Origin of the sequence: Streptomyces sp. NPDC058469 (assembly GCF_042721125.1) — a bacterium.
Lineage (GTDB): Bacteria > Actinomycetota > Actinomycetes > Streptomycetales > Streptomycetaceae > Streptomyces.
On the sequence record NZ_JBHXME010000022.1, the window covers coordinates 42912 to 61177 of the forward strand.

The following is an 18266-nucleotide window of genomic DNA, read 5'->3' on the forward strand; positions in this document are numbered from 1 at the left end:
CCGGGCAGCCGCGGCGCCTCACGCACCGCCTTCCGCTCGTCGTGGGGAACGGCAACGACCTCTGACCTTTCCGTCGTCTCGCTTCGGCCAAGAGCTGGCAAGCCGGAACATCTACGCGGTCCTTGCGCTCTGAGGCGACTCTGGCCAACGTGCCGTCGAGACCCCCTTCCGGCAGTGCAAGTCGTTCAAAGGAACGTCTTCGTCGAGCCCCCTGCCCTCCCGACGGCGCGTGCCCTCGACGCCCCTCCAAGGTGAATCGATCCCGGATTGTTGGACGCTCTACGTGTCGACTCCAGACCCGAGTTGGACTGCTGGACGTAGGAGTCGGCTTCAAGTTCGGCGGACGGATATCGCCAATCACAGAGGGGAGGTGCTGGTGGTTGAACCACGCGACTCGTGCCGCAGTGGCGAGTTCGACGTGCCGTCAGAATCCAGTTGGCGTCATGCAGATCAGCCAGGACGATCACAGCGCTGAAGCGACCCACACCGATCACGGTCGGCATCTTTCGCCGGCAACCCGGTCGGCATCCGACAGGCCGACTTGGGGGCTGTTCCGTGTGCGGACACTGCCCCGGTAGGTGTCTTGTCCGCAGTCGCGTGACGATGGAAGCCAGGCTCGGCGGCACGCGCCTCGACGGTTCGGCCGAGGCGGGTTACCGTCCCACTGCTCCCATCAGTCCGGCAAACAGACCCCTCCGGTGACGGCATCATGGCCGAGGCCGGCCCACGGGAGTCACCTCACAGACCCGGCACGGCAGGCCGAACAACACGCAATGACCTGCCCGGGTGCAGGTGGCAGCGATCACGACCATGGCGACCAGCGGCCGGGCCTCGATCGCCCGTTTTCGGATGGTGCGTGACCGGGGACCATTCCCGCGGGCGTGGGGAGTACAGCAGGCCGGGGACGTAGAGCGACTGGTAGGGGCCATCCCCGCTGACGCAGGGCCCAGTAGGCGCACTTCTTCGCCGCGGTCATAGCCTTGGGGCCACCCCTGCGAGTGCCGTGGGCCATGGTTGCGGCGTTTTGACTGGCCCTGGCCTTGGGACCCTCCCCCGTGGCGCGTGAAGCGGGTGAAGCGGGTGAAGCGGGTGAAGCGGGTGAAGCGGGTGAAGCGGGTGAAGCGGGTGAAGCGGGTGAGCAACGACGCAGGCCAGCACAAGGTCACGCGGCCATCCCCGCGGGTTCGGGTCAGATCCCCGCATCTGCGGCGCGCTCAGATGTGCGTACGGAAGATGGGCCAGCCGATTTCGGTGCGCCACTGCGCCTGGTCGGTGGTGTCGTGGCGGCCGGTGAGGTAGTACTCGCGGATCGGGCCCTCGACCGCCAGCGCATGGCGGGTGACGTAGGTCGCGAGCGTGCCGTAGGCGCGGTCGATGCCGGTGTGCGGGCCAAGGTGCTCGATGGTCGCCAGTTCGACGGCCGGAACGACAAGCGGGCTCACCCGGCCCAGGGGCCGCAGCGTGCCGACGCAGGGCACGAAGATGGTCGCTTGTCCCCGTTCGTGGGTGAACAGGTCGCCGCTGAAGATGCCGCCGGCCGGACCCGCGGGAGGCACGTTCTGGGCGGCCAGGGTCGCATACAGCTCACCGAGAGCGCCCTGGTACCAGTTCAAGGCGTCATCCAGATCGACAGTTTCCGTGACGGCCACCGCCGGGGTCGCCTCGACGCTGCGGTGGGCGATGTTGGCCGGCTCCGCGGGGGAAGGCTGCCTCAGCAGGTCACGCAGGGAGGTCACCGCGGTCTGTGTGCGGGACAGACCTTCCTCCAGCCGACTCAGATGCCCCGCGATGAGAGTGTTGCGCGCCTGCGCGTCCGGCGCGGACAGCACCGCCTGCACCTCGTGCACCGGCATGTCCAGATCTCGGAAGCGCCGGATGATCTGCGCGGTCGGAATCTGTTCGGTGGTGTAGCGGCGGTAGCCGGTGTGCGGGTCGACATCAGCCGGCTCAAGCAGTCGGATGCGGTGGTAGTACCGGAGCGTCTTCACACTCAGATGCGTCGCACGGGAGAAATCGCCGATCGACAACGACGTCTTCATGGCTCGATTGTGCACTCTCCCCATACGGGAGAGTCACGCCTCCAAGGTGACATTGACCCTCCCGCCACGGCAGCGGGGAGTGTTTTCACCACCGGCCGCTGGGGTCGGATCGACACGACCGGAGGGCACCTCATGCGCGCAACCGAGCTGACCGGCGTGGTGGCCGAGCACATCCACGCCATCAACGCCTTCAACCTCGAGGCCGTCATGGCCACCTTCGCCAAGGACGCCTACGTCAACGACAACCGCCGCGAGTTCGTCGGCAAGGACGCCGTACGCCGGTGGGTGGAGCGCGAGATGGTCGGCGACAGCGTCACCATCGACGTCCGGGAGGTCCTCGACCACCACGGTGACACCGTCGTGCGGGGCGCCTACGACGGCACGTTCGACAAGACCAGCCTCCCGGACGAGATCATCCTCTCCAATTACTTCAGTGTTCGCGACGGCGAGATCGTCAGTCTCGTCGTGATCTTCAACCAGAACCCCGGGTACTGACTCTCCCGCCTCGACGCCGACCGCCCCCGACCGGCCACGGTCCGGTGGCGCCCACACGAGAGCATCCGCGCGCTATGAGCTACAGCCTTGATCCCGAAATCGTCGATGTCATGGCAGCCCTGGCCGAACAGACTGCCGCCGGGCCGCGTCCCGAGCGCGGAGACTGGCGGACGCTACGGGCCGTAGGCGAAGCCGGCCAGGCATACATGGCCGGTCTCGTGCCCGCGTCCTCCGGCGTCCAGAGCAGCACCTACTACGCGCGCGGCCATGACGAAGCAGCCATCCGGCTGCGCTGGTACACCAAGAACAGCCGGGAACCCAGTGGTTCGGCCGGCGCCGCGCCCACGCCGGCCGTCGTCTACGCCCATGGCGGGGGCATGGTCATGGGCACCCTCGATCTGTACGACGAGGTCATCTCCTGGTACGTCGACCGCACCGGCGTGCCGTTCCTGTCGGTCGACTACCGCCGGGCACCCGACGAGGGCATCGGTACCACCCTGGCCGAAGACGTCTTCGCGGCTCTCACCTGGCTCATCGGTCACGCCGACGAACTCGGTGTCGACCCTGGCCGTATCGCTGTCATGGGTGACAGCGGCGGCGGCGGACCCACGGCCGGCGCGGCAATCCTCGCCCGCGACCGCAGCGTCGCACTGGCGCGCCAGATCCTGGTCTATCCCATGCTCGACGACCGCAACCAGACACCCGACCCCGCCAGGAGCACATACCTCACCTGGACCTACGACAACAACTACACCGCCTGGAGAGCCGTCCTCGGCGACGCCTTCGGTGCCGACACGGTGTCGCCCGTAGCCGCCCCCGCACGGCTTACCGACTTCACCGGTCTCGCGCCCGCCTACATCGATGTCGGTGATCTCGACATCTTCCGCGACGAGGCAATCGCCTACGCCCAACAGCTCGCTGCCGCCGGCGTGCCCATAGAGCTGCACGTCCACCCCGGAGTTCCGCACGGGTGGGAGCGCTTCGCCCCACATGCAGGGTCGGCGAAACGGGCCATGGCCGACCGTGCCCACACGGTGTCCACCCTCTGAAACCCACGGCTCGAGCGGCGCTGCGCTGCTCAGAGTTCGAGTGGAGGAGACATCCCAGCGGAGGCGACAACCTCGTCGGGGTCCCCGCCGGGCATCAAGAAGGCCCCGCGACGACGTGGTGATCGCGACCAAACTCCGGCACACCCGATACGACCCGGCGCCAATGGCCGCGGTCTGTCGCGCAAGGCGATCATGACCGAGGTCGACCACTCGCTGCGCCGCCTCGGAACCGACTGCATCGACCTGCACCAGCTGCACCAGCTGCACCAGCTGCACCAGCTGCACCGCAACGACCACGCGACGCCGCTGGAGGAGACCGTCGAAGTCCTTGGACCGTGTCCTACATGGTCAGTGTGAGGAGTCGCTGGTAGCAGCACTCATTGAGCACGCGGCGCGTCACGGTTTCACCATCATCGTCAAGCAGCTCGTCGTCTGGCCCGGGTACGCACGCACTGGGTCATCGAGAACACCGTTCACCGGACCAAGGACGTCACCTTCAGCGAGGGCGCCGGTCAGGTCCGCCACCACAGCACGGTCGTCGTGAGCGGCTTGCGCGGTCCGGCCGGCGCTGCCCTCCACCGGGCCGGTGGGTCGGCATCGCCGGCGGATGTCGTGCTTACGCCCAGTCCGAAGCGGTCCCCGTCCTCCGGCGAATCCGGTGGTCACATCGGACGCCCACGCCGCGGCGCCCTGAGGATCTCCTGTGTGCCGTGGCGCTCCCCGCGGATAGGGTGGGCGGTGATCGACAGGGACGGGCTGGGCGAGGGCGGCGGACGGCGTGGGCGGTGCCGAGGAGAGCAGGAACACGGGCACCGGGCGCCCGACGTCACGGGACGTCGCCCGGCTCGCCGGTGTGTCGCACACCGCGGTGTCCTTCGTGTTCAACGGCCGAGCCGAGGGCAACCTCTCGCCCGCCACCCAGGAACGCATCCGGCAGGCCGTGGCCCAGCTGGGCTACCGCCCCGACCCGGTGGCCCGCGGTCTGCGCCGTCGCCGTACGGCCGTGGTCGGGCTGGTCACCGACGAGATCGCGTCCTCACCGTTCGCCGGCCGGCTGCTGCGCGGCGCCATGGAGACCGCCTGGGACAGGGACCATCTCGTCCTCACCGTCGACTCCGGCGGTGACCCGGCCAAGGAGGACGCGGCCGTCGCGGAACTGCTCAACCGGCGCGTGGACGGCATCATCTACGCGGCCATGTCACTGCGCCGGGTCCGCGTCCCCGAGGGCCTGCACCGCACCCACTCCGTGCTGGCCAACTGCCTGCCCGAGGACGACTCCCTGCCCGCCGTGGTCCCCGCCGAGCGCGCCGGTGGCCGTACCGCCGCCCGGCTGCTGCTCGGCGCGGGCCACCGCCGGCTCGCCGTGATCGGCGGTCTGGACGACATCGCCTCGGTGGAACGTACCCGCGGCTTCCGGGACGCGCTGCGCGCCGAGGGCATCACCGTGCCCGGGGAGTGGATCGTGCGCGGCGGCGGGGAGATCTCCGCGGGATACGCGGGGGCGCTGCGCCTGCTCGACGGGGTCGAGCGGGGCCGTCGCCCCACAGGCGTCCTGTGCTACAACGACCGGGTCGCGGCGGGTGTCCTGCACGCCGCGACCCGGCTCGGGATCGACGTGCCCGCCGATCTGTCGGTGGTCGGTTACGACGACCAGGAGCACATGGCCGCGTTCCTCACCCCGCCGCTCACCTCCATCGCGCTGCCGCACCGGGCGATGGGCGAGGCGGCGGCCCGGCTGCTCCTGGACGCCATCGAAGCCGACCGTACGCCGCCCGCGACCGTCCGGCGCCTGGCCTGCCCCGTGGTCAGCCGCGCCTCCGTGGGTCCGGCGCCCACCCGGTGACCCGGGCACCCGGCCCGTCGACGAGCAACTCGGCGATGTCGCCGGGGCGCCGGTAGACGCGCTCGGTGACCATGGCCCGGTCCGCGACGAAGAGTTCGAGGAGCGAGCCGTCGACGAGCAGCCGGAGCGTGAGTTCCGGCGCCTTCGGCACGTACACGGTGATCGGGGCGGAGCCTTCCCTGCCGGTCCGGGGCCAGGCGCCGCGGTCGAGGACGACGGTCCCCGAGGCAGGGTCCGCCCGGACAGTCAGCTCCCGGCCCGACGCGTCCCGGAGCAGGCTCACCATGGTCGGTTCGCGTGCGGTGACCGTCAGGTCGTACGCCTGTGGAAGCGGAACCCGGTCCGGTGCGGTGACGAACGGCTCGGCCGGGCGCAGCAGTTCGAGCTCCGGAGCCGGACTCACCCGCAGTGAACCGTCGGGGTGGACGTCGACGACCCGTGGCGCGGTGAGGACGCCTGCCCATCCGGCCCGCTGTATCTCCTCCTGCGGGCGGGCCTCCCACGACCAGCCCCACAGCAGTGCGCGATCCGGCTCCTGGAGGACGGCGGGAGCGTAGAAGTCCCGCCCCTGGTCGAGCCGGCCGCCGGCGCGCGGCACGAACCCCAACGCGCCCTGTCCATAGGCCTGCAGACGGCCCGTCAGGTATCCGGTGGAGCAGGGATCCCCGTCCCACAGGGACACCAGAAGTACGTGGTCGCCGCCCGCTGTCCGGTACAGGTGCGGGCACTCCCAGCCCACGGCCTTGTCGCCGAACGCGCCCGCGGCCACCGGGTCCCTGCCGTCAAGCAGCACACCGGCGAACCGCCAGTCGGTCAGGTCGTCGCAGTCGTAGAGCAGGACCGACGGCGTGCCGTCGGCGTGCCCGGCGCCGACGAGGGCCCAGCGTCTGTCCGCGTGGCGGAAGACGAACGGGTCGCGGAACATCACCACGTCCAGTCCCGGCGGCGGCCCCGCCACCACCGGCGTCGGCAGCGGCTTCCACTCGGTCAGCCGCTCGTCGTCCGGGTCCGCCGCCCGCGCCAGGCAGATGGTGCCGAGTCCGGTGTGGGAATGGTCAACTCCCGTGTATACGGCGGTCGGTGTGCCGGCGTCGTCGGTCACGCAGCCCGACCAGCAGCCGGCCTCGTCGGGGCCGCCCGGCGTCGGGGTGAGCGCGATCGGGTGGTGCTCCCAGTGCACGAGGTCGGCGCTGGAGGCATGACCCCAGTGGACGTTCGCGTGCACCGGTGCGTCGGGGTTGTGCTGGTAGAAGAGGTGGTAGCGGTCCCGCCAACGGAACGGCCCATTGGGGTCGTTGATCCAGCCGGCGGGCGGACGGACCCTGAAACGCGGCACGTTGGGGTCAGTGCTCAACGGTTGACTCCTGCGGACGTGATGCCCTCGCGCAGAGGGCGCTGGCCGACGGCGAACACGGCGACGGCGGGGAGCATCGAGAGCACGACCCCGGCCAGGACCACCGAGATGGATCCGGTGCCGAGGTTGCCCTGCAGGGAGACCAGGCCCAGCGGAAGCGTGTAGTTCTGGCTGGAGGTCTCCAGGATCAGCGGGCGGAAGAACTCGTTCCAGTGGTAGTTGAAGGCCAGCACGCCGACGATCGCGAGGCCGGGTGTGGCCAGCGGCGCGTACACCGAGCGGAAGATCCGCCAGGTCCCCGCGCCGTCCAGCATGGCCGCCTCGCCCAGGTCCTTCGGCATACCGAGGAAGTACTGGCGCATCAGGAACGTGCCGAAGGCGGTCGGGAAGGCCGGGATGATCAGGCCGAGGAGCGTGTCGGTGAGGCCCATCGTCTTCAGCACCAGGAACACCGGCACGATGGTGACCTGCAACGGCACCATCATGGTCGCCAGGACCAGGCCGAAGAGCGGCTTCTTGAAACGGAACTCCAAGCGCGCGAAGGCGTATCCGGCCAGGCCCGCCGTGATCATCTGGCCGACGGCGATCAGTGCCGTCACCAGCGCGGAGTTCAGGGCGAGCAGCCACACGTCGATCTGCTGGAAGACCCCGCGGTAGGCCGCGGTCGTCGGGTGCGTCGGGATGATCTGCGGGGGCAGGTCGAAGGACTGGGCCGGAGTGCGCAACGAGGTGGCGACGGTCCAGATGACCGGGCCCAGCGTCAGCAGGGCGCACACGGTCAGTGCGGCGATCCGGGCCCAGGGGGTGAGTGAATAACGTAGGCGACTCAGGGTCGGGGTTGCTTGGCTCATGCGGCTCACCGGCTCACTGGTAGTGGACGAAACGCCGGCTGAGCCGGAACTGGAGGGCGGTGACCGCCATGATCATCACGAAGAGCAGCACGCCCACCGCGGATGCCTCGCCGAAGTCGAGCTGCTCGAACGCCCTCTCGTAGATCACCATCACCACGGTGCGGGTGGCGTCGCCGGGTCCGCCGTCGGTGAGGACGTAAGGCTGTTCGAAGACCTGCAGGGCGTTGATGATGCCGACCACCGACGCGACGAGCAGCGTCGGCGACAACAGCGGCAGCGTGATGCCGAGGTGCTTGCGCAGGCCGGTCGCGCCGTCGAGAGCGGCGGCCTCGTGGATCTCCTTGGGGATGTTGTTCAGACCGCCGATGAACAGCAGGAACGAGAAGCCGAACTGCTGCCAGACGTAGACCAGGACCACCGTGGCCATCGCCGCGTGCTCCGAGGTCAGCCAGGGCACGGGCGCGACGCCGACCAGGCCGATCAGCCAGTTCACCACCCCGAAGTCCTGGTTGAACAGGTACTTCATCACCACCGAGATCGAAGCGGCGGACAGCACCAGCGGGAAGAAGAACGCCGAACGGAACACCGACCGCAGCCACACCGGCATCCGCCCGTTCAGCGCGAGCGCCAGCGTCAGCGCGATCAGCAGTTGCAGCGTGACCGCGAAAACCATGAAGAGGAGCGTGTTGCGGAAGGAGACCAGGACGGTCGAGTCCGTGAAGGTCGTGCGGTAGTTGGCGCCGCCGGCGAAACGGGGCGGGTCGATCACGTTCCAGTGGAACAGGCTCAGCACGACGGACCCGATGATCGGCACGACCGTGAAGACGACGATGCCGACGACCGTGGGCGCCAGGAACAGCGCGGCCAGCAGCCGGGCGCCGCGGTCGCGGACGGACGGCCGCGCGGCGACGGCGGGTGGCGTGGCGGCCCGTGGACGTACGGCCGGGGTCTGGGTGTTCGTCATACCTCACGCTCCATGGCCTGCTCCAGGTCGCCCTGCATCCGGCGCAGCGCGGGACCCACCGCACGCGGCGAGGCCAGCGCGGTGCCGGTGTACTTGAGCAGGACGTCGGTCACCTCGGCGACCTGCGGCGGCGCGGGGATCGGGCCGGTGTCGGGAAACCGGTCGAGGGTGTCGTAGAAGACCTGCCAGTGGGCCGGGCCGCTCGCGGCGTAGCGGGCGGTGTTCAGCATCGAACGCCGGGCCGGGGTGGTCTGGTTGCTCCGGAACAGCCGGGTCATGGTGTCCTTGCGGGCCGCGTACTTGATGAACTCCCAGGCGGCTTCCTGCTTCTTCGAGGTGCGCAGCAGCGCGTAGCCCGCCGCGCCGAACTGGTGGCGCTGGGTACGCCAGCGCGGGAAGTACTGCACGTCGTAGTCGGCGGCCCGCATGCCGGCCAGCTGCAGGCCGCCCGCCCAGAAGCCGCCCGCCGGTGTGACGCCGACGTGGCCGGTGGAGAACACGCCGACCAGGTTGCTGCCGTTGCCGCCCTCGGGCCGGGTGCACAGGTTCTCCTGGACGAGGGAGGCGAGATAGTCGTACGCCTCCTCGACCCGGCCGGCGGTGGCCTGCGGAGTCGTCCAGCGGAAGCCCCCGCCGCGCCCCTGCCGGTCGGCGGCCGGGTAGAAGGTGTCCCACAGCCAGGAGCCGCCGGGTGCCTTCGACTCCTTCAGCAGGTTCGTGCCGTTCGCGAAGAGCCAGGGCACGACGCCGCCCCACAGCCGGTTGGTCCAGAAGTACGGCGTGAAGTGCGCGCCGCCGGTACGTTTCAGCTTCCGCAGCAGCGCGGTGAAGTCGTCGCGGCTCCAGTCGGCCGCCGGGAACCCCGCGCCGGCCCGCTTCAGCACCTGCTTGTTGAGGTACATGTCGGCGGCGTTGAACTCCATGGGCAGCTGGTAGAGGTTGCCCTCGTACATCATCGACTCGACCAGCGAGGGGTGGACGTCGGCGAAGTACTCACGCAGCTCCGCCGCGTCCCGCCGCACCCAGCGGTCCAGTGATACGCCGAGCCGCTGGGCGAACAACTGCACGCCCTCGGTGGCTACATACACCAGGTCAGGGGCGGTACCCGCGGCGATCTGGGTGAGGATCTTCGCGAAGAAATCCGACCAGTCGACGGCCTGCACCGCGTTCACCCGCAGCGGGATGTCGGGGTGGAGCCGGTGGAAGCCCTTGGTGAGGGCGTCGACGGTGGCCGGGTCGAAGGCGGAGCCGAGGGTGGCGACGACGAGGGAGCCGTCGTCACGGCCGGGGATGTCGGCTCCTGTGAGCCGGTCCCAGCTTGCCGCGGTACCGGCCAGGGCGGCTGCCCCGGCCCCGTACGCGCCGTACCGCAACAGCGTGCGGCGGGGGAGGTGCGAGTCAGTCATCTAACGGGCCTAACTCGTGTTAGTTCAGGGGTGATGCCCCAGATGATGGGAACCGGGCGGTAGGCCTGTCAAGGGTCGGGAACGCTTGACCTTTAACGAGTTAGGTCTACAGTCCTCGTTCGCAGGAGCCGATTTTTCACGCCCTCCGCGTTGTGAGCCGCACTCACGTGCGCGACGACCCGCCACGGGCCCTCATGGGCCGCCACGAGAGGAACGATGCGTCATGCCCGGAACATCGGGGATTTCCAGGAGATCACTGTTCGCGGGATCGGCGACGGGCACCGCCGCCGCGCTGCTGTCCACCAAAACCGCCACCGCCGCCACGGAGCCCAAGCCCGGGGCCACGGCCGAGAACAGCACCAACTCCGCTGCGAGCGGGGCGAGTTACCGCGCCGCGTACCACTTCACGGTCCCCGACCAGTGGAAGAACGACCCGCAGCGGCCCGTCTGGATCGACGGCGAGTACCACTACTACTACCTCTACAACGCCGACTACTTCACCGGCGTCGTCGGCACCGCGTGGCGCCTGGCCACCACCAAGGACCTGGTCTCCTTCACCGACCGCGGGGTCGCCGTGCCCAAGGACACCACGTCCAACGGCGACCTCTGGTCGGGTTCGGCGGTGGTCGACACCGGCAACACGGCCGGATTCGGCGCGGGTGCGGTGGTCGTCATCGTCACCATGTCCCCCGGCGGCGGCACCGACCACCAGGAGCAGTTCCTGTACTACTCGACCGACGGCGGTCTCACCTTCGACAACTACGGGACCGACCCCGTCCTGCCCAACCCCGGCGTCGCCGACTTCCGCGACCCCAAGGTGATCCGCGACGAGGACCGGGGCCGCTGGGTGATGGCCCTCGCCGAGAACGACAAGATCGGTTTCTACCACTCCGACGACCTCAAGTCCTGGACGTACGTGAACGGTTTCGTCCACGACGGCATCGGCGTCCTGGAGTGCCCCGACCTGTTCCGTATCGCCGCCGGCGACGGCACCGTGAAATGGGTGCTCGGTGTGAGCGCCAACGGGAAGAGCTCGGGGCTGCCCAACACGTACGCCTACTGGACGGGTTCCTTCGACGGCAGCGCGTTCACCGCCGATGCGAGCGACCCGCAGTGGCTCGACCACGGCTGGGACTGGTACGGCGCCGTCACCTTCGAGAAGCGGGACGCGAGCGGCGCGGTGGACGCGGCCGCCCGGTACGCGATCGGCTGGGTGAACAACTGGGACTACGCCGACACCACCCCCACCATCGACTGCGACGGCTTCAACGGCACCGACTCCGTCGTCCGCGAGATCACCCTGGAGAAGGCGTCCGACGGCACCTACTACCTCGCCTCCCAGCCCGTCGCCGGCCTCGACTCGCATGTCTCCCGCACCGTGAACCTGGGCGACGTGACCGTGGACGGCACGAAGGTGCTCGACTACACCGGTATCTCGTACGAGGTGACGACCGAGATCACCTGGTCCCAACTCACCGGTGCCGGACTCCAGTTGAGGCGCTCACCCAACGGTGGTCGGCACATCGACGCCGGGATCTACGCCAACTACGCCTTCCTCAACCGACGCAACACGGTGAACGCCGACACGTCCGGCAAGTGGCAGGAGAGCCACAGCCCGGTCGACCCGTCCGCCGGCACGGTGAAGCTGCGCATCCTGGTGGACCGCACGTCGGTGGAGATGTTCGTCGACGACGGCCGCTACGTGCACACCAGCCAGGTGTTCCCGTATCTACTGGACACCCGGCTCGCACTGTTCACGATCGGCGGCAGCGCGGTGTTCCGCAACACGGTGATACGCGAGTTCTCGGTGTGAGGCCGGCCCGGGGGCGCGGGTGCACACCGTACGCGTGAACCCGATCGGCAACACCGGAACGGGCCGCCCGGTCCTGGAGGGATCCGCGCTCCGCGCCGCTGACGCGGCGAAGCCGGACGTCTTCCGCGTCCGGGTCGTATGGCTCCTGCGGAGAGGCTGTCCTGACCTCCCACCGCATTCGGCGATCAAACCGGGCGAACGTGGCTCTCCCCGGACCTTGCCCCGGCGGAGCCCCTGCGCGTGGGAAGGGGAATCCGCCGCGGGCGAAGTACGAGCCCCGTTCGCGAGCCGGCGAGCCCCTCCCGCGCGGCACTTTCCCGGCTCCGTGGGGCCTGATCGAGGCCGCGTTGAAGCCGCAAGGACAGGAACAAACCGTGGCGGTGTGGTCGATGACCATGCTCATGAGCGGTCGCCTTGCCGGACGCCGCCCGGCCGGCTTCAGACGGCCGGCACCGCGAGCGCGATGGGCACTCCCGGCCGCACCTGGAGTGCCCGCCCTCGCTCCAGAGCTCGCCTCCACCGCAACGGTCAGCGCGAATCGGTGCATCATGATGTGACCCTCTGAGGGTCAGTCGGCGCACCGGGGTGGCAGCACACGCTGCCACCCCCACCCATCGAAAGCGAAGGGGCGGAGAGGGAGTTGGAGCCGATTTCGGTGGCACTCTTGGCGGCGCTGGCGGGCGGAGCCGGCGGCAAGGCCGGCCAACAGGCCTGGGCGGCGCTGAGCTCGCTGGTACGACGCCCGTTTCGGCGGCGCGGCAATGCACACGCCGTGGCCGCCCGTTCGGGAGAGGCAGAGCTGGCCCACCTGGCGGAGTCCCCGGACGAAGTGGGGCGGGCCCATGCGTTGAGCACAGCACTCGCCGTCCGGGCTGCGTTGGACGCGGATTTTCAGGCAGATTTGCGTCGGTGGTACGAGCTGGCCAATTCGCTGGACACCGGGAGTTTCCACAACGAGATCAGCGGCGGCACCTTCGCTGCGCCGGTAGTCCAAGGCCGCGACTTTTCCCACATTTCCTTCCAGACCCCGTCCTCCCCACAGGCCGAGCCCGGGACGGACACCCCTACGGCGCCGGAGTGAAGGCGGGGCGAAGCCCATTGATCGCCTGCACCATGAGAAGGGGCACCACCCGGGTTGCCCTCCGCGCCACGGCCGATTGAGTACCGGGCACAGCAGCGGAGGCGGCGCGGATGCCGACGCGTCTGGTGCGCCGGCAGTGACCGGATGACATCGGCTGCTGCCTGTGCTGTGGCGGACTGCCGCTTCGCGCCGCTCGATGTCGGCGGTGGCCCGCGTGCCTCTGCCGGAACGTGAGTTGGCGGTAGCAGGTGACCGCCGAGAGCGCGTCCTGGCGATGGCACCCGAGCCCTGGTCACGGTGGGCGTGACAATGCTGTCCCGCATCGCCGCCGCCCAACCCAGCGTGACCAAGGCCTGGGTGGACGCCCGGCTACCGCACTACCGCCGTCGACCACGGCGCCCGCCTCGGCATCGACGTCCGCCCCGCCCAACGACCGCCGGGCGCACGCGAGTTCACGATCATTCCGAGACGGCGGACGATCGAGCGCAGCATCGGATGGCTCATGCACCGCCGTCGCCTCGCCCGCGACCACGAAACCCACCCACACCGCGCCGAAGCCATGATCCGCCTCGCAATGATCGGCCTCACGGCCCGCGGACTCACCGGCGAAGCCACCCTGAACCGGCGCGGAACCTGCCCCGGGGCCAAACACGAATCCACGGACCGCACTCCCAGCTAGGACAGTGTGACGACGGTGACGGAGTTGGCCGCGAACGTCAGGTTCAGCGCGTTGCCGACGAGCGTGTAGGCAGTCGTGCTGTTCTGCGGTGTCACCTGGTTGACGTTGCCGGCGTTGTTCTGATCGGTGCGTGCGCCGCTGAGACTGGTGATCTGAGCCGTCCGGCTCGTAGGCGCGAAGCCCGTGAGCGCGATCGTGGGCGACTGCGCCGTCGAGGACTCATTCGTCACGTTGAGGACCAGCTTGCTTCCGTTGAACTGCGCGCTCACGGCCAGGGACGGGTTGTTCGTCTCGGCGTGCACGACGGTTCCCAGGTTGCTCTCGGAGAACATCGCGGTGACGTACCCGGGCGGCTGGAGCCAGCTGCGGTGAGTGTCGAAGAACACCAGGCCCTGGTCCCAGCCGTTGTCGTTCTGCCCGTCCGGCTGCAGGGCGTTCGCCGACGCGACCACGGTCACCCGGTCTCCGTACTGCTGGAGCAGCGAGATCGCCTTCGCGTTCGCCAGGGCGCGTTCCATGTTGTGCTGCCCGGAGTTGAGCTCGAAGACGTTGATGTGGTAGTTGGCGCCCGGGTTGTACTCGTGCAGCCAGTGGTCGAAGCTCCTCAGCGCATCGATCGATTGGTGTACCCGCTCGGGGGCGTCGTCGCCGATGTGGAGGTCGATCGCGATCTGGGCGTTGTGGGCGACCGCGTTGCTCAGGATCGTTTGGTAGGCCGACAGGGAGCCGAGCCCACTCCCCGCGCCGGTCACGTGGTCGGGATCCGCGATGACGTTCGTGTACTCCACGTCAGCGACCGTCACGATGATCGAGGGGTCCTTCGCCCAGATCGCGTTCGCGGCGTTGTTGAAGCGGGTGGCGTAGGTCGAGTCGACCTTCTCCTCGTTGCCGAACTCGATCTGACGGAACGCGTAGGGGGCCGGGTGTCCGTCAGCGGCGCGCCGAGCACCCCAGGTGGTGCTGGTGGAGCCTTTGAGGTAGTCGACGAAGTCGGCCATGTCCTGTGGAGTCTCGTACGAGTTGAACGTGGGAACCGCGTTGATACCCAGGGCCTCGGCGAAGTTGAGGAAGTCCGGTATCCCCCAGCCGTTCGACTCGTGCTCGTACCACCATCCGGTGTAGTCCGGCCGGCTCTCCCGCGGTCCGACCATGTTCTTCCACTGGTAGTTGGTCCACATTCCGGGACCGAAAACGCCCGGGTCCGCGCTCGAACCGCCGTAGCGAAGCACGGTATTGCGCTGCGACCGCATCGCGTTCGCGATATCGAGTCGAACCGGCAGCCCGGCGAACCGTCCCCAGGTACCCGGCTGGAGATACACGTATCCGATGTTCACGGTTCCCGGACCGGTCAGCTTGATCGTGAATCGGCCGGCGTGGTCCGTCGTGTCAGGAGTGAAGGAGAACGAGTACTTCGTCCACCCTGTGCCCTGCACGGTCAGCGACTGCGATCCGTAGACGGTGCCGGCACTGCTCTCGGCGGCCACCTGCACGGTGACCGAACCGGTGCTTCGCATATAGGCGTAGCCGTCGTAGGACTGGCCCGCCTCCCAGTTGGATCCCCACCGGTTCAGGCCCATGTTGTCGACACCCACCGAGCCGGAGCCGCCCGAGAAGGTGACCTGCTGGCTCTGCGAGCCCTTGAAGGGATTGCTTGTGTCCAGCGCGAACGATCCACTCGCCCCACCTGAGATCACCTTGCGCCACATGCCGCTGATCCCGGCGTCGCTCTGCGGTTCCGCGAAGCTCTCCCCGAACACCATCTGGCTGTAGAGGCCTCCGTAGATCTCGTGGTTGACGTCCTCCATGCCGACGCCGGTCATCTGCGTCGAGTTCACGGCCTGGTTGTTGATCGCGTTCACACCGATCGAGTTCCCCACCGGGACGATCGTCCAGTACTGGTCGTTCGCGCTGATGTCGTCCCAGATCTGGGCCTGTGTGCTGTTCGCGGTTCCGGCGCCCACGACGGACAGCACCCCCGTGGCGCGGCGTTGACTGTAGAACTTGTAGTAGCCGTTCGGCTGAGCCGTGATCGTCCACGCCTGGTCGGAGGCGCTGACGTTGTCGTAGATCATGGCGATCGTGCCGTTGCCGGTACCGCCTCCTGTCAGTGACAGGATCCGGCCGCTCTTGTTGTTCACCAGGTGGTAGTAGCCGCCGCCGATGTCCTGGATCGTCCAGTACTGGTCCGGTGCGATGACGTCCGTGTAGACGATGGCCGGGGAGTTGTCCGCGGTGCCCCCGCCTTGTACCGACAGCGAGGATCCGCTGTTCTTGTTCACGATCTGGTAGAGCACGGTCGGGTCCTCGAACGTCTGCACCGGGATGATCTGCCACGACTGGTCCGAGGCGTTGACGTTGTCCCAGACCTGCACGGGAGTGTTGTTCGCCGTGCCGGCGCTCACCGTTGACAGCGCGGCGTCGGCCCGCTTCCTGCTCGTGATCGTCACTGTGCCCGAAGTGGTGCCCGGCGCTACCAGCCAGTCCTGATCGGGGTAGCCGTTCAGGTACTGCCAGAGGTGGACGAGGGTGCCGTTCGCTGTAGCGCCTTGGTCCAATGACAACGCGCGGCCGCTGCGCACGTTGATGAACTTCTTGTAGCCCTGCGCCGAGTCCTGGATGTACCAGAACTGGTCCGTCGCGTTCACGTCGTCGTAGAGGATGTCGTCGGCGCCGTTGTCGGTGCCGCCACCGAGCACGGACAGCAACCGCCCGGACGCGATGTTCTTGATCTTGTAGTACACGGTCGGGCCGTAGCCCGTGTCGGCATAGGCCGGGGACGGGACCGCCACCATGCTGCCGCCGGCCAGCAGCGTGGCGCCGGCACCGACGAGTACCTGTCTGCGCGAAGGGTTCAAGGGCGACATCATGGGCTCGCTTCCGTGGGTGAGTGGTGCTGCTCCGGGGGTCGATCGGGCGGGCGGCCGGGCGGGGGTCGGCTGACGTGGTGCGGTGTCGCAGAACCCGGTTCTCAGCACGGGCCGTCATGGTCGGTCTCGCGTTGATGCGGAAAGTCGGAAATACTGCGGAATTCCCCAGACTCCTGCTGGCGTAGACCACCGCGAACAGAGGGTGGGGCGGTTGGGTGGCCCTTTGCCTGCTGCCTTGTCGGGGGTCGGCTAGGGGCCTGCGATCAGGGTGTGGATGGCGGCATCGTCGGCGTCGGCGAGCGAGCCGCCCAGAGACACGGCGGCCGCGCCTGCGGAGAGGAACTCACCCGCGTTTGTGGTGGTGATGCCTCCGGTGGCGACGAAGCGGGCGTCGGGGAAAGGTGCGAGCATCGCGGTGATCCAGGCGCTGCCCAGCTGGGCGGCCGGGAATGCCTTCGTCCACCGCAGGCCCAGCCGTGTCGCGTGCTGCACTTCGGTGCCGGTGGCGACGCCGGGCAGGTGGGCCATCCCCAGGCCGGTGCAAGCGGTCAGGACGTGCTCGTCCAGTCCGGGGGCGACGGTGAAGGCGGCACCGGCGGCGGCGACCTGCGCGACGAGCTCGACACTGGTGACGGTTCCGGCGCCGACCGGTCGCCGGCGGTGCACGCCCGCGGTCACGGCGGCCGCGAGGGTGGCCAGGTCGGCTTCACGCTGGACGGGGATCTCGACGGCCACCACGCCCAGGTCCCACAGTCGGTGACACAGGTCGAGGGTGGTCGGCCGGTCCAGGCCGCGCAGGATCGCCATCACCGGGCTGCGGCGGAACATCTCGTCGAAGACGTCCTGTGGCGCTGAGTGGGAGCCGGTCATCGCTTTCTCCTGCTGGGGCGCGGTTGCTCCGGGTCGGCCGGAGGGGCGGTCACGGCTGGGGGGCGTAGGCGTCGGCGGGGAGTCCTTTCACGCCCACGTCGGCGCAGAAGATCTTGCCGGAGTGCTCGTGGCGGGCCCGCTGGGCGCCGGTCATGTTCTCGGCGGATGTGGTGATGAACAGGGTGCCCAGGTCGGGGCCGCCGAAGGTGCAACTGGAGACCTGCGGGGCGTCGACTTCGACAATGGCCAGCAGTTCGCCGGCCGGTGTGTAGCGATGGACCGCGGAGCCGTCCCACAGTGCGACCCACAGGCAGCCTTCGGCGTCGATGCACATGCCGTCGGGGTGGCCGAGGGAGGGGTCGATGGTGACAGCCGTGGTCTGATCGGTCAGGCGGCCGTCGGCGGCGAGGTGGAAGCGGTCGACGCGCTGAGTGGGCGTGTCGATGTAGTACAGCCGATCCCCGTCCGGGGAGAAGGCCAGGCCGTTGGAGATGGTGGTGCGCGTCCGGGCCACGGTGATGGTGCCGTCGGGGTCCAGCCGGTACAGCGAGCCGGCGCCGGGCTGCTTGCCGAAGGCCATGCTCCCGGCCCACAGTGCGCCGCGCGGATCGGCTTTGCCGTCGTTCATCCGCATGCGCTCGACCGCGTCGGCCTCGGGCTGTCCCAGCTGCGTCACCGTGCCGTCGTACGACAGGTGGGCGAAACCGTGACCGGCGGCCAGCAGCCATCCGCCGTCGGGTCCGATCGAGGGCGCCACGGCCCCGACGGGAACGCCGACCTGAAAGCTGTGCTCGACCTCCAGGTGGCGAGTGTCGGCGTCGAAGTCGGCCTGGTGCACGAGACCGGCGTACTGGTCGACCCACAGCAGCTTGTCCAGGCGCGGGTCCCAGCACGGCCCTTCGGCGTGTTCTGCGCGGTGGTTCCCGGCCACGCGGCTCACAACGGTTCGCATGGC

General features: G+C 68.9%; 13 protein-coding genes and 1 pseudogene. 6 read left to right on the forward strand and 8 right to left on the reverse strand.

The window, feature by feature from the left end; translation table 11 throughout:
- Positions 1 to 1214 precede the first annotated feature (1214 nt).
- Positions 1215 to 2039, reverse strand: coding sequence for a MerR family transcriptional regulator (locus ACFWP5_RS13730; protein ID WP_384154711.1), 825 nt, complete (start codon positions 2037 to 2039; stop codon positions 1215 to 1217).
- 132 nt (positions 2040 to 2171) lie between these two features.
- Between ACFWP5_RS13730 and ACFWP5_RS13735 the strand changes: the two genes are divergently transcribed.
- The 4 genes and pseudogenes from ACFWP5_RS13735 to ACFWP5_RS13750 all read left to right on the forward strand — a co-directional run bounded on the left by ACFWP5_RS13735 (position 2172) and on the right by ACFWP5_RS13750 (position 5426).
- The gene (locus ACFWP5_RS13735) at positions 2172 to 2534 is read left to right on the forward strand and encodes a nuclear transport factor 2 family protein (protein WP_384154713.1); all 363 of its coding nucleotides are present in this window, start codon (positions 2172 to 2174) and stop codon (positions 2532 to 2534) included.
- 110 nt (positions 2535 to 2644) lie between these two features.
- Entirely contained in the window at positions 2645 to 3583 is a 939-nt protein-coding gene (locus tag ACFWP5_RS13740) for an alpha/beta hydrolase (protein ID WP_384154715.1), read from the forward strand.
- Positions 3584 to 3689: 106 nt separating this feature from the next.
- Positions 3690 to 3913, forward strand: a pseudogene (locus ACFWP5_RS13745) (aldo/keto reductase); the annotation flags it as partial.
- Between the two features lie 448 nt (positions 3914 to 4361).
- Positions 4362 to 5426 carry a LacI family DNA-binding transcriptional regulator gene (locus tag ACFWP5_RS13750; protein ID WP_384154717.1) on the forward strand — a complete coding sequence of 355 codons (1065 nt, stop codon included), beginning with the start codon at positions 4362 to 4364 and terminating at the stop codon, positions 5424 to 5426.
- Here ACFWP5_RS13750 and ACFWP5_RS13755 read toward each other — a convergent pair.
- From ACFWP5_RS13755 to ACFWP5_RS13770, 4 genes are read right to left on the reverse strand one after another with little or no spacing between them, the layout of a single operon-like run.
- Positions 5389 to 6780, reverse strand: coding sequence for a glycoside hydrolase family 32 protein (locus ACFWP5_RS13755; protein WP_384154719.1), 1392 nt, complete (start codon positions 6778 to 6780; stop codon positions 5389 to 5391). The two genes, ACFWP5_RS13750 and ACFWP5_RS13755, sit on opposite strands and share 38 nt — an antisense overlap.
- A complete protein-coding gene (locus ACFWP5_RS13760) occupies positions 6777 to 7631 on the reverse strand; it encodes a carbohydrate ABC transporter permease (protein ID WP_384154721.1) in 855 nt (284 codons plus the stop codon). The genes ACFWP5_RS13755 and ACFWP5_RS13760 overlap by 4 nt, the downstream gene beginning before the upstream one ends.
- A gap of 13 nt (positions 7632 to 7644) precedes the next feature.
- Positions 7645 to 8595, reverse strand: a complete 951-nt coding sequence (locus ACFWP5_RS13765; RefSeq protein WP_384154723.1) for a carbohydrate ABC transporter permease — start codon at positions 8593 to 8595, stop codon at positions 7645 to 7647.
- On the reverse strand, positions 8592 to 10001 hold the full coding sequence (locus tag ACFWP5_RS13770; RefSeq protein ID WP_384154725.1) for an extracellular solute-binding protein: 1410 nt from the start codon (positions 9999 to 10001) through the stop codon (positions 8592 to 8594). The genes ACFWP5_RS13765 and ACFWP5_RS13770 overlap by 4 nt, the downstream gene beginning before the upstream one ends.
- Before the next feature lie 223 nt (positions 10002 to 10224).
- On the opposite strand from ACFWP5_RS13770, the gene ACFWP5_RS13775 reads away from it, so the two are divergent.
- Both ACFWP5_RS13775 and ACFWP5_RS13780 read left to right on the forward strand, forming a co-directional pair.
- On the forward strand, positions 10225 to 11814 hold the full coding sequence (locus tag ACFWP5_RS13775; protein WP_384154727.1) for a glycoside hydrolase family 32 protein: 1590 nt from the start codon (positions 10225 to 10227) through the stop codon (positions 11812 to 11814).
- A gap of 640 nt (positions 11815 to 12454) precedes the next feature.
- Positions 12455 to 12895: a hypothetical protein gene (locus tag ACFWP5_RS13780; protein WP_384154729.1), complete on the forward strand. Its 441-nt coding sequence runs from the start codon at positions 12455 to 12457 to the stop codon at positions 12893 to 12895.
- A 675-nt stretch (positions 12896 to 13570) separates the two neighbouring features.
- Here the strand turns inward: ACFWP5_RS13780 and ACFWP5_RS13785 are convergent.
- The 3 genes from ACFWP5_RS13785 to ACFWP5_RS13795 form a co-directional block, all read right to left on the reverse strand.
- The gene (locus ACFWP5_RS13785; protein WP_384154731.1) at positions 13571 to 16429 is read right to left on the reverse strand and encodes an RICIN domain-containing protein; all 2859 of its coding nucleotides are present in this window, start codon (positions 16427 to 16429) and stop codon (positions 13571 to 13573) included.
- A gap of 261 nt (positions 16430 to 16690) precedes the next feature.
- Complete coding sequence (locus tag ACFWP5_RS13790; RefSeq protein ID WP_384154733.1) at positions 16691 to 17311, reverse strand: bifunctional 4-hydroxy-2-oxoglutarate aldolase/2-dehydro-3-deoxy-phosphogluconate aldolase; 621 nt, start codon at positions 17309 to 17311, stop codon at positions 16691 to 16693.
- A gap of 49 nt (positions 17312 to 17360) precedes the next feature.
- Positions 17361 to 18263, reverse strand: coding sequence for an SMP-30/gluconolactonase/LRE family protein (locus ACFWP5_RS13795; RefSeq protein WP_384154735.1), 903 nt, complete (start codon positions 18261 to 18263; stop codon positions 17361 to 17363).
- Positions 18264 to 18266: the final 3 nt, after the last annotated feature.

Coding starts and splice junctions, on each gene's coding strand:
- ACFWP5_RS13795 (WP_384154735.1), bottom strand. CDS start 18,263: ATGCGAACCGTTGTGAGCCGCGTGGCCGGGAACCACCGCGCAGAACAC.
- ACFWP5_RS13770 (WP_384154725.1), bottom strand. CDS start 10,001: ATGACTGACTCGCACCTCCCCCGCCGCACGCTGTTGCGGTACGGCGCG.
- ACFWP5_RS13760 (WP_384154721.1), bottom strand. CDS start 7,631: ATGAGCCAAGCAACCCCGACCCTGAGTCGCCTACGTTATTCACTCACC.
- ACFWP5_RS13775 (WP_384154727.1), top strand. CDS start 10,225: ATGCCCGGAACATCGGGGATTTCCAGGAGATCACTGTTCGCGGGATCG.
- ACFWP5_RS13765 (WP_384154723.1), bottom strand. CDS start 8,595: ATGACGAACACCCAGACCCCGGCCGTACGTCCACGGGCCGCCACGCCA.
- ACFWP5_RS13735 (WP_384154713.1), top strand. CDS start 2,172: ATGCGCGCAACCGAGCTGACCGGCGTGGTGGCCGAGCACATCCACGCC.
- ACFWP5_RS13740 (WP_384154715.1), top strand. CDS start 2,645: ATGGCAGCCCTGGCCGAACAGACTGCCGCCGGGCCGCGTCCCGAGCGC.
- ACFWP5_RS13790 (WP_384154733.1), bottom strand. CDS start 17,311: ATGACCGGCTCCCACTCAGCGCCACAGGACGTCTTCGACGAGATGTTC.
- ACFWP5_RS13730 (WP_384154711.1), bottom strand. CDS start 2,039: ATGAAGACGTCGTTGTCGATCGGCGATTTCTCCCGTGCGACGCATCTG.